The organism is Pseudomonas sp., assembly GCF_035554175.1.
Classification (GTDB): Bacteria; Pseudomonadota; Gammaproteobacteria; order Pseudomonadales; family Pseudomonadaceae; genus Aquipseudomonas.
Map to the genome: position 1 here is coordinate 19,953 of NZ_DATMIV010000041.1, position 13,759 is coordinate 33,711.

Annotated in this window: 11 protein-coding genes; all 11 read left to right on the forward strand. The window is 61.4% G+C overall.

The genetic code is table 11. The features are described from left to right. The first annotated feature begins 107 nt into the window (after positions 1–107). The 11 genes from VNV36_RS18365 to VNV36_RS18415 all read left to right on the forward strand — a co-directional run bounded on the left by VNV36_RS18365 (position 108) and on the right by VNV36_RS18415 (position 13,708). Positions 108–1,730, forward strand: coding sequence for a methyl-accepting chemotaxis protein (locus VNV36_RS18365; protein WP_325719166.1), 1,623 nt, complete (start codon positions 108–110; stop codon positions 1,728–1,730). Then, a complete protein-coding gene (locus VNV36_RS18370) occupies positions 1,730–2,266 on the forward strand; it encodes a chemotaxis protein CheW (RefSeq protein WP_325719168.1) in 537 nt (178 codons plus the stop codon). Before VNV36_RS18365 ends, VNV36_RS18370 begins: the two co-directional genes overlap by 1 nt. Further along, positions 2,263–3,534, forward strand: coding sequence for a CheR family methyltransferase (locus tag VNV36_RS18375; protein WP_325719170.1), 1,272 nt, complete (start codon positions 2,263–2,265; stop codon positions 3,532–3,534). Before VNV36_RS18370 ends, VNV36_RS18375 begins: the two co-directional genes overlap by 4 nt. Continuing rightward, positions 3,531–4,214, forward strand: coding sequence for a chemotaxis protein CheW (locus tag VNV36_RS18380; RefSeq protein WP_325719172.1), 684 nt, complete (start codon positions 3,531–3,533; stop codon positions 4,212–4,214). Before VNV36_RS18375 ends, VNV36_RS18380 begins: the two co-directional genes overlap by 4 nt. Further along, positions 4,211–6,481, forward strand: coding sequence for a hybrid sensor histidine kinase/response regulator (locus tag VNV36_RS18385; RefSeq protein ID WP_325719174.1), 2,271 nt, complete (start codon positions 4,211–4,213; stop codon positions 6,479–6,481). Before VNV36_RS18380 ends, VNV36_RS18385 begins: the two co-directional genes overlap by 4 nt. Further along, on the forward strand, positions 6,478–7,488 hold the full coding sequence (locus VNV36_RS18390; protein ID WP_325719176.1) for a chemotaxis response regulator protein-glutamate methylesterase: 1,011 nt from the start codon (positions 6,478–6,480) through the stop codon (positions 7,486–7,488). The genes VNV36_RS18385 and VNV36_RS18390 overlap by 4 nt, the downstream gene beginning before the upstream one ends. Positions 7,489–7,536: 48 nt before the next feature. Then, complete coding sequence (locus tag VNV36_RS18395; protein ID WP_325719178.1) at positions 7,537–8,538, forward strand: diguanylate cyclase domain-containing protein; 1,002 nt, start codon at positions 7,537–7,539, stop codon at positions 8,536–8,538. A gap of 202 nt (positions 8,539–8,740) precedes the next feature. Further along, positions 8,741–9,836, forward strand: a protein-coding gene (gene prfB, locus VNV36_RS18400; protein ID WP_325719180.1) for a peptide chain release factor 2 whose coding sequence is annotated in 2 segments (ribosomal slippage) — positions 8,741–8,812 and positions 8,814–9,836 — 1,095 coding nt in all. Because the reading frame shifts where the segments join, the coding sequence is not laid out codon by codon here. 114 nt (positions 9,837–9,950) lie between these two features. Beyond that, positions 9,951–11,453, forward strand: coding sequence for a lysine--tRNA ligase (lysS, locus tag VNV36_RS18405; RefSeq protein ID WP_325719182.1), 1,503 nt, complete (start codon positions 9,951–9,953; stop codon positions 11,451–11,453). A 106-nt stretch (positions 11,454–11,559) separates the two neighbouring features. Continuing rightward, positions 11,560–12,273, forward strand: coding sequence for a TetR/AcrR family transcriptional regulator (locus tag VNV36_RS18410; RefSeq protein WP_325719184.1), 714 nt, complete (start codon positions 11,560–11,562; stop codon positions 12,271–12,273). A gap of 184 nt (positions 12,274–12,457) precedes the next feature. Beyond that, the gene (locus VNV36_RS18415) at positions 12,458–13,708 is read left to right on the forward strand and encodes a flavohemoglobin expression-modulating QEGLA motif protein (protein WP_166554750.1); all 1,251 of its coding nucleotides are present in this window, start codon (positions 12,458–12,460) and stop codon (positions 13,706–13,708) included. Positions 13,709–13,759 lie beyond the last annotated feature (51 nt).

Below are 13,759 nucleotides of genomic sequence, written 5' to 3' on the forward strand. Positions count from 1 at the left end.
GCTCGCTCCTGCAAGGAAGCGGGGGACGCAGGTTGATAACCGTCTTATTAATGAAACACCGCGCTCGGCTATACTCCCCGCATTTCGATCAGGCACGAGGATTCACTGTGAAGAACTGGACATTGCGCCAACGCATTTTGGCGAGCTTTGCGGTGATTATCACCATCATGCTGTTGATGGTGGTGCTGTCCTACTCGCGGCTGTTGAAGATCGAGGCCAGTGAAAACAGTGTGCGTGACGATGCCATCCCCGGCGTTTATTACAGCTCGATGATTCGCGGCGCGTGGGTCGACAGTTATCTGCAGACCCAGGAGCTGTTGGGCCTCAAGGAAGGTCAGGGCATTTCCAGCGAAGATGCGGCGGACTACAAGGCTTTCGAGGCGCGTCTGCAAGAGCAGATGGCCAACTATCGCAAGACCATGGCCACCGATGAAGATCGCAGCGAATTTGCCGCCTTCGAGAAGTACCACGATGCCTACATCCAGATGCAGGATGCCGTGCTGGATCTGCACAAGCGCAATCTGGAGGCCGATGCAGTCAGGATGTTCCATGAAAAACTGACCCCGGCGTGGTACGCGGGGCGCATGAAACTCAACGATATCATCGGTGAAAACAAACGGGTCGCCGATAACGCCATGGCCAACATTGACGATGCAGTCGCAACGGCCAAAGTCAGCATGGTCATTTCCCTGCTGGTCGCGGTGCTGGCCGCGGGTCTCTGCGGCCTGTTGTTGATGCGCGCGATCATGGCGCCGATGAACCGTATCGTGACGATCCTCGACATCATGCGCACCGGTGATCTGAGTTCGCGCCTGAACCTTGATCGCAAGGATGAGTTCGGCGCGGTCGAAACCGGCTTCAACGACATGATGACCGAGCTGACAGCGCTGGTGTCCCAGGCCCAGCGCTCGTCGGTGCAGGTGACCACCTCGGTCACTGAAATCGCCGCCACCTCCAAGCAACAACAAGCCACCGCCACCGAAACTGCAGCGACCACCACCGAAATCGGCGCGACGTCTCGCGAGATCGCCGCGACTTCGCGGGATCTGGTGCGCACCATGACCGAAGTCTCCACCGCTGCCGATCAGGCCTCGGTGCTCGCCGGTTCCGGCCAGCAAGGCCTAGCGCGTATGGAAGACACCATGCATTCGGTGATGGGCGCAGCGGATCTGGTCAACGCCAAACTGGCGATCCTCAACGAGAAGGCCGGCAATATCAATCAGGTGGTGGTAACCATCGTCAAAGTGGCCGACCAGACCAACCTGCTGTCGCTCAATGCGGCGATCGAGGCCGAGAAGGCCGGCGAGTACGGTCGCGGTTTCGCCGTGGTGGCCACCGAAGTGCGACGTTTGGCCGATCAGACCGCCGTCGCTACTTACGACATCGAACAAATGGTCCGCGAGATCCAGTCGGCGGTGTCGGCCGGGGTGATGGGCATGGACAAGTTTTCCGAAGAAGTGCGCCGAGGCATGGCCGAAGTGCAGCAGGTCGGCGAGCAGCTGTCGCAGATCATCCATCAGGTGCAGGCGCTGGCACCGCGGGTGTTGATGGTCAACGAGGGCATGCAGGCCCAGGCCACCGGTGCCGAGCAGATCAACCATGCGCTGGTGCAGTTGGGCGATGCCAGCAGCCAGACCGTCGAATCGCTGCGCCAGGCCAGTTTCGCCATCGACGAACTGAGCCAGGTGGCCGTCGGCCTGCGCAGCGGCGTTTCGCGATTCAAAGTCTGATGAGCGAAATCATCGCCAAACGCGGCGCCGCGCCAGTGGTGAAGCAGGCGCTGTTTCTGCTGTTTCGCATCGGCAGCGAGCGCTATGCCTTGCGTGCGACGGAAGTGGCCGAAGTGCTGCCGCGTCTGCCGTTGAAGCCGATTGCCCGGGCGCCACATTGGGTGGCCGGGGTGTTCGCCTATCGCGGCGCGGTGGTGCCGGTGATCGACCTCAGCGCGCTGACTTTTGGTCAGCCCGCCGAGGCGCGCACCAGCACGCGGTTGGTGCTGGTCAACTACCAGCCGGATCAAGCGCAGCCGGTGCAATGGCTCGGACTGATTCTTGAGCAGGCCACCGACACGCTGCGCTGTCATCCGCAAGACTTTCAGCCCTACGGTCTCGATAACCGCGAGGCGCCGTACCTCGGCCCGGTGCGCGAAGACGCGCAGGGATTACTGCAATGGGTGCGAGTCAATGACTTGCTCGATGACGCCGTGCGCAGTGTGCTGTTCCCCGATCCGCCGCGCGATCCAATGACGCTTGAGGCGCAGCCATGAGCGGTGAACAGCGCTTTTTCGATTTCCTCAAGGAACGCATCGGCCTCGATGTCGCTTCGGTGGGCGCGGCGATCATTGAGCGGGCCGTGCGCCAGCGCACCACGCTTTCCCAAGCCGCCCACGCCGATGAATACTGGCAACTGTTGCAAGGCTCGCGGGATGAACAGCAGGCATTGATCGAAGCAGTGATCGTCCCGGAAACCTGGTTCTTCCGCTACCCGGAGTCCTTCGCCACCTTGGGCAAACTGGCGCGCCAGCGTCTGGCCGAGCTGAACAACATGCGCGCATTGCGCATCCTCAGCCTGCCGTGCTCGACCGGTGAAGAACCCTATTCGATCGCCATGGCCTTGCTCGATGCCGGACTCAAGCCCCATCAGTTCAAGGTCGACGGCATGGACATCAGCCCGCTGTCGGTGGATAAGGCGCGCCGCGCTGTCTACGGCAAGAACTCGTTTCGCGGGCAGGATCTGCAGTTTCGCGAGCGGCATTTCATGCCCGAGCAGGACGGTCACCGCGTCAATGAATATGTTCGCGAACAGGTACGCTGGCAGGTCGGCAATGTCCTCGATCCGACGCTGTTGGCGAACGAGCCGGCCTTCGATTTCGTGTTCTGCCGCAACCTGCTGATCTACTTCGACCAGCCGACGCAGAACCAGGTGTTTGAAGTGCTCAAGCGCCTGACCCATGTCGACGGCGTGCTGTTTATCGGCCCGGCCGAAGGCAGTCTGCTCGGACGCTTGGGCATGCGTTCCATCGGCATCGCGCAGTCGTTCGCCTTCAGCCGTCACAGCGAGCCGCACCCCGAACCGTTGCCCACGCCTGAACCGCTTGCCGTGCCGGTCATCCAGCCACAGCGCAGCACGCCGCCAGCGCCAGTGCGCAGCCGTCCGTTTGCCGCCGTGACCGCTTTGCCAGTGACGAAAAAAACCGCCGACCCGGACGCAGCAACGCTGCTGGCGCAGATTGCTGCACTGGCCAACGAAGGCAAAAGCGCCGCGGCCCGTGCCGCGTGCGAAGACTACCTGCGCAGCCATGAACCGGTGGCGCAGGTGTTCTACTGGCTCGGCCTGCTCAGCGATGTCGCCGGTCTAAGCCTCGAAGCCCAGGGCTACTACCGCAAGGCCTTGTATCTCGAACCGCAACACCCCGAAGCGCTGATGCACCTGGCCGCGTTGCTGCAGGCTCAGGGCGACACGGCGGGTGCCCGACGATTGCAGGAGCGCGCCGCCCGCAGCGGGCGCACTGCCGACAGTGAGCGTAAACCATGAACGCGTCCGACACCTTGAACGTCACCCACGAGGACGCCCGGGCCATCGACGATTGCTGGAACCGCATCGGCATTCATGGCGACAAGTCGTGTCCGTTGCTGGAAGAGCACATCCATTGCCGTAACTGCTCGGTGTATTCCGCTGCCGCCACGCGTCTGCTCGACCGCTATTCATTGCAGCAGGACCAGCGCGATGCGGTGGTCACGAATGTTGAAGCCGATGTCAAAACCCGCTCGCTGCTGATGTTCCGCCTCGGTGAAGAATGGCTGGGACTGGCCACGCGCAGCCTGGTCGAAGTCGCACCGCTGCAGGCGATTCATTCGCTGCCGCACCAGCGCTCGCGCGCCTTGCTCGGCGTGGCCAACGTACGTGGCGCGCTGGTGGCGTGCCTGTCGCTGGTGGAATTGCTCGACCTCGACGGCAGCGTCGCGCCGGTCAGTGGCGGGCGTGTCATGCCGCGCATGCTGATCATCGCCGCCCACGGCGGGCCGGTGGTGGTGCCGGTGGATGAAGTTGACGGCATTCATGCCATCGACGAACGCATCCTCGATGCCGCCTCGCAGTCCGGCGCGCAAGCCAGTGCCAAGTACACCCGTGGCGTTCTTCAGTATCGCGGTCGCAGCTTGCGCTGGCTGGATGAAGAACAGCTGTTGTCCGCCGTGACCCGGAGCCTGACATGACCCCCGAGCAAATGCGCGACGCCTCTCTGCTCGAGCTGTTCAGCCTCGAGGCCGAAGCGCAGACACAAGTGCTCAGCGCCGGGCTGCTGGCGCTGGAGCGCAACCCGACACAGGCCGATCAACTGGAATCGTGCATGCGCGCGGCGCACTCGCTCAAGGGCGCGGCGCGCATTGTTGGCATCGACAGTGGCGTCAGCGTCGCCCATGTCATGGAAGATTGTCTGGTCAGCGCGCAGGAAGGGCGCTTGTTGCTGCGCCCTGAACACATTGATGCGTTGCTGCAGGGCACCGATCTGCTGATGCGTATCGCCACGCCGGCCATAGCGCCGCAACCGTCAGATATCGAAGCTTATGTGGCACTGATGGGGCGGCTGCTCGATCCGTCGGGGGCAGCCGCTGTTGTTGCGCCGCCGCCGATGGCCGAGTTGCAGATCGAGCCAGCGCCAATTGTGTCGGCGCCTGCCATTGACGAGCCCGCCGAGCCAACACCGCGCAAAAACAAACGCACCACCGAGGGCGGCGAGCGCGTCTTGCGCGTCACCGCCGAACGCCTGAACAGCCTGCTCGATTTGTCGAGCAAGTCGCTGGTGGAAACCCAGCGGTTGAAACCGCATCTGGCCACCATGCAGCGCCTCAAGCGCATGCAGAACAACGGCCTGCGCGCTCTGGAAAACCTCAACGTTCACTTGAAAGAACATGCGCTGAGCCTGGAAGCGCTGGAGGCCCTGGAAGATGCGCGACGCTTGCTCGCCGAGTCGCAGCAGTTGCTCAGCGAGAAAAACGCCGAGCTCGACGAATTCGCCTGGCAGGCCAGCCAGCGTGCGCAGGTGCTTTACGACACCGCGCTGGCCTGCCGCATGCGCCCGTTCGCCGATGTGTTGAGCGGCCAGGCGCGCATGGTTCGCGACCTCGGGCGCAGCCTCGGCAAGCAGGTGCGTCTGGAGATCGAAGGGGAGAAAACCCAGGTCGATCGCGACGTGCTGGAAAAACTCGAAGCACCGCTGACTCACCTGTTGCGCAATGCGGTCGATCACGGCATCGAAACCCCGGAACAACGCGTGCTCAAGGGCAAGCCCGAGGAAGGCCTGATCCGCCTGCGCGCGTCTCATCAGGCGGGTTTGCTGGTGCTGGAATTGAGCGATGACGGCCATGGCGTCGACCTGGAAAAAGTTCGCCGCAGCATCGTCGAGCGGCAGTTATCCCCCGCCGAAACCGCGGCGCAATTGAGCGAGGCAGAGCTGCTGACTTTCCTGTTCCTGCCCGGTTTCAGCCTGCGCGACAAGGTCACTGAAGTGTCGGGCCGTGGCGTCGGTCTCGACGCCGTGCAGCACATGGTCCGCCAGTTGCGCGGAGCCGTGGTGCTGGAGCAGACGGCAGGCGAGGGCAGTCGCTTCCATCTCGAAGTGCCGCTGACGCTGTCGGTGGTGCGCAGTCTGGTGGTGGAAGTCGGCGAAGAGGCTTACGCATTCCCCTTGGCGCACATTGAACGCATGTGCGACCTGGCGCCCGAAGACATCGTCCAGGTCGAAGGACGTCAGCATTTCTGGCACGAGGGCCGGCATGTCGGGCTGGTTGCGGCCAGCCAGTTGCTCAATCGCCCGGCCAGCCAGAACGCTGGCGATACCCTGAAAGTCGTGGTGATTCGCGAGCGCGAAGCGATTTACGGCGTGGCGGTCGAGCGCTTTGTCGGTGAGCGCACGCTGGTGGTGTTGCCGCTGGATGAGCGCCTGGGCAAGGTTCAGGACATTTCCGCCGGGGCCTTGCTCGATGATGGTTCGGTGGTGCTGATCGTCGATGTCGAAGACATGCTGCGCTCGGTCGACAAACTGCTCAATACCGGGCGACTGGAGCGCATTGCCCGCCACGGCAATCAGGCTGCCGAAGCCGCGCGCAAACGGGTACTGGTGGTCGACGATTCGCTGACCGTGCGCGAGCTGCAACGCAAATTGCTGCTCAATCGCGGCTACGACGTCGCCGTCGCGGTGGACGGCATGGACGGCTGGAACGCGCTGCGTTCGGAGAACTTCGATCTGCTGATCACCGACATCGACATGCCGCGCATGGATGGCATTGAACTGGTTACCTTGTTGCGCCGCGACAACCGTCTGCAATCGCTGCCGGTGATGGTGGTGTCGTACAAGGATCGTGAAGAAGACCGGCGCCGTGGACTGGACGCTGGCGCCGACTATTATCTAGCCAAAGCCAGTTTTCATGACGACGCCCTGCTCGATGCAGTGGTCGAGCTCATTGGAGGAGCGCGGGCATGAGGATCGCAATCGTCAACGACATGCCCATGGCCGTGGAGGCTCTGCGCCGAGCCCTGGCCTTCGAACCGGCACATCAGGTGGTCTGGGTCGCCAGCAACGGCGCCGAGGCGGTGCAACGCTGCGCCGAATACACGCCGGACCTGATCCTCATGGACCTGATCATGCCGGTCATGGACGGCGTCGAAGCCACGCGTCGGATCATGGCCGAGACGCCCTGCGCCATTGTCATCGTCACGGTGGATCGTCAGCAGAACGTCCACCGCGTTTTCGAGGCCATGGGGCATGGCGCTCTGGACGTGGTCGATACGCCTGCCATCGGCGCCGGCAATGCCAAGGAAGCGGCGGCGCCCTTGTTGCGCAAGATCCTCAATATCGGCTGGCTGATCGGCGACAAGGCCCCGCGTTCGCGCCCGGCGCCGAGTGCTCCGCGCGGTTCGCCGTCACGTCAGCGGCTGGTGGCCATTGGCTCATCCGCCGGCGGGCCCGCCGCGCTGGAAGTGCTGCTCAAAGGTTTGCCGAAAGATTTTTGCGCGGCGATCGTGCTGGTGCAGCATGTCGATCAAGTGTTCGCCGCCGGCATGGCCGAATGGCTGGCCAGCGCCAGCGGCCTCGATGTGCGTCTGGCCCGCGAAGGCGAGCCGCCGCAAAGTGGCGCGGTGCTGCTGGCCGGGACCAATCACCATATTCGCCTGTTGAAAAACGGCACGCTGGCGTACACCGCCGAGCCGGTCAATGAAATCTATCGCCCCTCCATCGACGTGTTTTTCGAAAGCGTCGCCAGTTACTGGAACGGTGACGCCGTCGGGGTTTTATTGACCGGGATGGGGCGCGATGGCGCGCAAGGGCTTAAGCTCATGCGTCAACAGGGGTATTTGACCATCGCCCAGGATCAGCACAGCAGTGCGGTGTACGGCATGCCCAAGGCTGCCGCGGCGATTGATGCCGCGGTGGAAATTCGCTCGCTGGAAAAGATAGCGCCACGATTGCTGGAGATTTTCCCCAAATGAACCGGTTGATCCGCAATCCCGGCCCCCGCAGTACTCAGGTGACCGCCCATGAATGATTTACAGATCGACGACATTAAAACCGACGAGAACGCCGCCATGGTGTTGTTGGTGGATGATCAGGCGATGATCGGCGAAGCGGTGCGCCGTGGGCTGTCGAATCAGGAAAACATCGACTTCCACTTCTGCTCCGACCCGCAGCAGGCCATCGCCCAAGCGGTGCGGATCAAACCGACGGTGATCCTCCAGGATCTGGTGATGCCCGGCCTCGATGGCCTGAGCCTGGTGCGCGAATACCGCAATCATCCGGCGACCAAGGACATCCCGATCATCGTCCTGTCGACCAAGGAGGACCCGCTGATCAAGAGCGCGGCGTTCTCTGCCGGTGCCAATGATTATCTGGTGAAACTGCCGGACACCATCGAGCTGGTCGCACGCATCCGTTACCACTCGCGTTCTTATATGACCCTGCTGCAGCGCGATGCGGCGTATCGTGCGCTGCGGGTCAGCCAGCAGCAATTGCTCGACACCAACCTGGTGTTGCAACGGCTGATGAACTCCGACGGCCTGACCGGTCTGTCCAATCGTCGTCACTTCGACGAGTATCTGGAACTGGAGTGGCGCCGCTGCCTGCGCGATCAGACGCAGCTGTCGTTGCTGATGATCGACGTCGATTACTTCAAGTCGTACAACGACAGCTTTGGCCACGTTGAAGGCGACGAGGCGCTGCGCAAGGTCGCCACGGCGATTCGTGAGGCCAGCGCTCGACCCTCGGATTTGCCGGCGCGTTATGGCGGTGAGGAATTCGTGCTGGTGCTGCCGAACACCTCGCCGGGCGGCGCGCGGTTGCTGGCCGAGAAGCTGCGCCAGACCGTGGCGGCGCTGAAAATTGCGCACAACACACCGACTGAGGGCTCCAGTCTGACCATCAGTATTGGCCTGGCGACCATGGTGCCGCAGTCGGGTACGGATTGCCGGCTGCTGATTTCCGCGGCGGATCGCGGGTTGTATCTGGCCAAGAACAATGGGCGGAATCAGGTCGGGATCGAATAGACCCCACGATCCCGGTAGGAGCTGCCGAAGGCTGCGATCTTTTGATCCTGAAGCAAAATCAAAAGATCGCAGCCTTCGGCAGCTCCTACCGGGAAAATGTGTCAAGTGAATCGCCCCCACAGCCGCCAGACGGGCTGCCGCGACAGCCTGTTTACGTTATACTCGCCGGCTTTCAAAAGTTCGCCAACGAGTGCTGCCCGTCATGGAAATCAACCCGATCCTGAACACCATCAAGGACCTGTCCGAGCGCTCCGAAACTATTCGGGGGTATCTTTGACTACGATCAAAAGCATGAGCGTCTGACCGAAGTCAATCGCGAGCTTGAAGATCCGAGTGTCTGGAACAAACCTGAATACGCCCAGGAGCTGGGCCGCGAGCGTGCCGCGCTGGCGCAGATCGTCGACACCCTCGACGAACTGAACGGCGGTCTGGCCGATTGCCGCGAGCTGCTGGAGATGGCTGTCGAAGAGAACGACGAAGGCGCGGTCAACGATGTCGTCGAAGTTCTGCAAGGTCTTGAAGAGTCCCTGTCCAAACTCGAATTCCGTCGCATGTTCAGCCATGAAATGGACCCGAACAACGCCTACCTGGATATCCAGGCCGGTTCCGGCGGCACCGAAGCGCAGGACTGGGCCAACATCCTCCTGCGCATGTACCTGCGCTGGGCCGACAAACGCGGTTTCGACGCAACCATCATGGAGCTGTCCGCCGGCGAAGTCGCCGGGATCAAGGGCGCGACCGTGCACATCAAGGGTGAATACGCCTTTGGCTGGTTGCGTACCGAGATCGGCGTGCACCGTCTGGTGCGCAAGAGCCCGTTCGACTCCGGCAACCGTCGCCACACTTCGTTCTCCGCCGTTTTCGTCTCGCCAGAGATCGATGACAAGGTGGAAATCGAGATCAACCCGGCAGACCTGCGGATCGACACCTATCGTTCCTCCGGTGCCGGTGGTCAGCACGTAAACACCACCGACTCGGCCGTACGGATCACCCACGTTCCGACCAACACCGTGGTCAGCTGCCAGAACGAACGTTCCCAGCACGCCAACAAGGACACCGCCATGAAAATGCTGCGGGCCAAGTTGTACGAGCAGGAAATGCAGAAGCGCAACGCGGCCTCGCAGGCGCTGGAAGACACCAAGTCGGACATCGGCTGGGGTCACCAGATCCGCTCTTACGTGCTCGATGCGTCGCGGATCAAGGATCTGCGGACCAACATCGAACGCAGCGATTGCGACAAGGTGCTCGATGGCGACATCGATGAGTACCTGGAAGCCAGCCTGAAATCGGGCCTGTAACAGACGCCAACACAGGATCGGCTGATTCAACGCCATCCCTGTAGGAGCCAGCCTGCTGGCGATCCCCGGGCCGCAGGGCCCGGGGGCAACGAACCTGATGGAATACTTAAAGACATGAGCGACCAACAACTCGACCCGCAAGCCCTGCAACAGGAAGAAAACTCGCTGATCGCCCTGCGCAAGGAAAAGCTTGCTGCCGAGCGCGCCAAAGGCAATGCCTTCCCGAACGACTTCCGCCGCGAAAACTATTGCGATGCACTGCAGAAACAGTACGCGGACAAGACCAAGGAAGAGCTGGCAGAGGCTGCAATCCCGGTCAAGGTTGCCGGTCGCATCATGCTCAACCGTGGCTCGTTCATGGTGATTCAGGACATGACCGGGCGTATCCAGGTCTACGTCAACCGCAAGACCCTGCCGGAAGAAACCCTGGCCGCGGTGAAAACCTGGGACATGGGCGACATCATTGCCGCCGAAGGCACCCTGGCACGTTCCGGCAAGGGCGACCTGTACGTTGAAATGACCAACGTGCGCCTGCTGACCAAATCGCTGCGCCCGCTGCCGGACAAGCACCACGGCCTGACCGACACCGAGCAGCGCTACCGTCAGCGCTACGTCGACCTGATCGTCAACGAAGATGTGCGCCATACCTTCCGCGTGCGTTCGCAAGTGATCGCGCACATCCGCAGCTTCCTGATGAAGCGCGACTTCCTCGAAGTCGAAACGCCGATGCTGCAGACCATCCCGGGCGGCGCTGCGGCCAAGCCGTTCGAAACCCACCACAATGCGCTGGACATGGAAATGTTCCTGCGTATCGCTCCAGAGCTGTACCTCAAGCGTCTGGTGGTCGGCGGTTTCGAGAAAGTCTTCGAGATCAACCGCAACTTCCGTAACGAAGGCGTTTCGACCCGTCACAACCCTGAATTCACCATGTTGGAGTTCTACCAGGCGTACGCCGATTACGAAGACAACATGGACCTCACCGAAGAACTGTTCCGCGAGCTGGCGCAGCTGGTTCTGGGCAGCACCGACGTGCCGTACGGCGACAAGGTGTTCCACTTTGGCGAGCCGTTCGTGCGTCTGTCGGTATTCGACTCGATCCTCAAGTACAACCCTGAGCTGACCGCCGATGACCTGAACGACATCGACAAGGCCCGCGCCATCGCCAAAAAGGCGGGCGCCAAGGTGCTGGGCTTCGAAGGTCTGGGCAAGCTGCAGGTGATGATTTTCGAAGAGCTGGTCGAGCACAAGCTGGAACAGCCGCACTTCATTACCCAGTACCCGTTCGAAGTATCGCCGCTGGCCCGTCGCAACGACGAGAACCCGAGCGTTACCGACCGCTTCGAGCTGTTCATCGGTGGCCGTGAAATCGCCAACGCCTATTCCGAGTTGAACGACGCGGAAGATCAGGCCGAGCGCTTCATGGCGCAGGTGGCTGACAAGGACGCCGGCGACGACGAAGCCATGCACTACGACGCCGACTTCGTGCGAGCGCTGGAGTACGGCATGCCGCCAACGGCCGGTGAAGGTATCGGCATCGACCGACTGGTGATGTTGCTGACCAACTCGCCGTCGATTCGCGATGTGATTCTGTTCCCGCACATGCGACCGCAAGCGTAAACGTTTCAGTTAAAAAGCCGCCTAAAACAGGCGGCTTTTTATTGCCCGTCTGGTACAAATGTATCAATTGGTTAATTTTGCAAATAGCAGAGGAAGTGCTGTCGTGATGGGTGCAATAGCTCAAGAAGGTGCAGCGGGTATCGCCACTGCGGTTGCTGAAAGTGTTCAGTACCAGGGCCGCAAGGCCAGCCGACAGGGCAGTGAGCAGCGTCGTCAGGACATTCTCGATGCGGCGATGCGTATTGTGGTGCGCGATGGCGTGCGTGCCGTGCGCCATCGTGCGGTAGCGGCGGAGGCCGGGGTGCCACTGTCGGCGACCACGTATTACTTCAAGGACATCGACGACCTGCTCACCGATACCTTCGCTCAATACGTCGAACGCAGCGCGGCGTACATGGCCAAGTTGTGGATCAACAATGAAGGTCTGTTGCGCGAAATGGTGGTCAGTGCTGACGGCAGTCCCGAGTCGCGCTCGCAACTGGCCGACGACATCGCGCGGTTAATGGCCGATTACGTGCACCGGCAACTGATCAATCGCCGCGAGCATCTGATGGCCGAGCAGGCGTTCCGTCAGGAGGCGCTGCTCAACCCGCGACTGGCGATCCTGGTGCGTTCGCATCAGCAGATTCTGTTGCAGGGCACCTGCCAGTTGTTCCAGGTACTGGGCTCGCGCGAACCGCAGCAGGATGCCAAGGTGTTGACGGCCATTATCGGACGCATGGAATATCAGGGCCTGCTCAACGACGCCGAGCCTTTGGCCGAAGAGGAAATGCTCGGGATTCTGACGCGGTATATGCATCTGGTGCTGGCGTCGGTCTAGCATTCGACGCTATACCCTGTGGGAGCGAGCCTGCTCGCGAAAGCGGTCTGAGCTTCAAGACTCTGTGCCTGAAACAGCACATTCGCGAGCAGGCTCGCTCCCACAAAGGCCTCAACGCCTATGATTGACTACGTCACGTTTTCTACAGGAGTTTCGGGTGGACGATTACCAGCAGACGATACGCATGTTGTCCGATCGCATTGTGCTGGCGCAGACGCCGATCCGCGTGCTCGATGCGGTCAAGTGGGACGACAACGTGCGCAAGGGTTTCCTCAAGGCCAAGGGCAAGGAAATGCCGGCGGTGGATCGCGACTACTACCTCAACCGGCCGCTGTCATTCGACTCAAGCCAGGTCAAACTGGAATTCCAGAACATCGAGCGCGACATCACCCGCCAGCTCGGCCAGTTCAACCCGGTCGGGCAGATCATGCGGCGCATGTGCAAGGAATACCGCATGGTGGTGCGCATGCTCGAAGCGCGCGGCACCGAGGATTTCGGCCTGATCTCGCAGGAGCTGTACGGCGCGGCATCCGACGCCTTCCACGCCGGTGACCCGACCCTGGCCGACCTCGGCCTGATGATGTCCGACTACCTGAACAACATCGACGGGCGCGGCGACCTCAAGGACGAGCCAAAAATCCTCACCGCCAAAGACGCAGTACACCTGCTGCAAACCCGGCTGAACAAGGTGTTCGGCGAGGCCGAAGAGACCATTCGCGTGTTCGAATCCGACGGCATTGTCGCCGACGCCGCAGCGGGTGCCGACTACATCAAGATCCGCACCGACGCGCTGTTCAATGACCGCGACGTGCGCGCTCTGGAAGTCCACGAAGGCCTGGTGCATGTCGGCACCACGCTCAACGGTTTGAACCAGCCGATCTGCACGTTCCTGTCCAAGGGCCCGCCCTCATCGACGGTAACGCAGGAAGGCCTGGCGATTCTGATGGAGATCATCACGTTCGCGTCCTACCCGAGTCGTCTGCGCAAACTGACCAACCGTACCCGCGCGATTCATATGGTCGAAGAGGGCGCGGACTTTTTGCAGATCTACGAATTCTTCCGCGAGCAGGGGTTCGAAATGGCGGAAAGCTACGGCAACGCCAGTCGGGTTTTCCGTGGCTCGACGCCGACCGGTCTGCCATTCACCAAAGACTTGTCCTACCTCAAAGGCTTCATCATGGTTTACAACTACATTCAGTTGGCCGTGCGCAAGGGCAAGCTCGAGCAGATTCCGCTGTTGTTCTGTGGCAAGACCACGCTGGAAGACATGCGTACCTTGCGGCAACTGGTGGATGAAGGCCTGGTGGTGCCGCCCAAATATTTGCCGGATCAGTTCCGTGACTTGAATGCGTTGTCGGCGTGGATGTGTTTCTCCAACTTCCTCAACCATTTGAGTCTGGACCGCATCGAAGCGGATTATTCAAATATCCTTTAACCCCAGCCACGACTCCCCCTGTGGGAGCGAGCCTGCTCGCGAATGCGATTT

Bases quoted from the DNA above. Each gene is read 5' to 3' on its own strand.
- VNV36_RS18370 (WP_325719168.1), top strand. From the start codon at position 1,730: ATGAGCGAAATCATCGCCAAACGCGGCGCCGCGCCAGTGGTGAAGCAG.
- VNV36_RS18375 (WP_325719170.1), top strand. From the start codon at position 2,263: ATGAGCGGTGAACAGCGCTTTTTCGATTTCCTCAAGGAACGCATCGGC.
- VNV36_RS18380 (WP_325719172.1), top strand. From the start codon at position 3,531: ATGAACGCGTCCGACACCTTGAACGTCACCCACGAGGACGCCCGGGCC.
- VNV36_RS18385 (WP_325719174.1), top strand. From the start codon at position 4,211: ATGACCCCCGAGCAAATGCGCGACGCCTCTCTGCTCGAGCTGTTCAGC.
- VNV36_RS18390 (WP_325719176.1), top strand. From the start codon at position 6,478: ATGAGGATCGCAATCGTCAACGACATGCCCATGGCCGTGGAGGCTCTG.
- VNV36_RS18395 (WP_325719178.1), top strand. From the start codon at position 7,537: ATGAATGATTTACAGATCGACGACATTAAAACCGACGAGAACGCCGCC.
- lysS (WP_325719182.1), top strand. From the start codon at position 9,951: ATGAGCGACCAACAACTCGACCCGCAAGCCCTGCAACAGGAAGAAAAC.
- VNV36_RS18410 (WP_325719184.1), top strand. From the start codon at position 11,560: ATGGGTGCAATAGCTCAAGAAGGTGCAGCGGGTATCGCCACTGCGGTT.
- VNV36_RS18415 (WP_166554750.1), top strand. From the start codon at position 12,458: ATGTTGTCCGATCGCATTGTGCTGGCGCAGACGCCGATCCGCGTGCTC.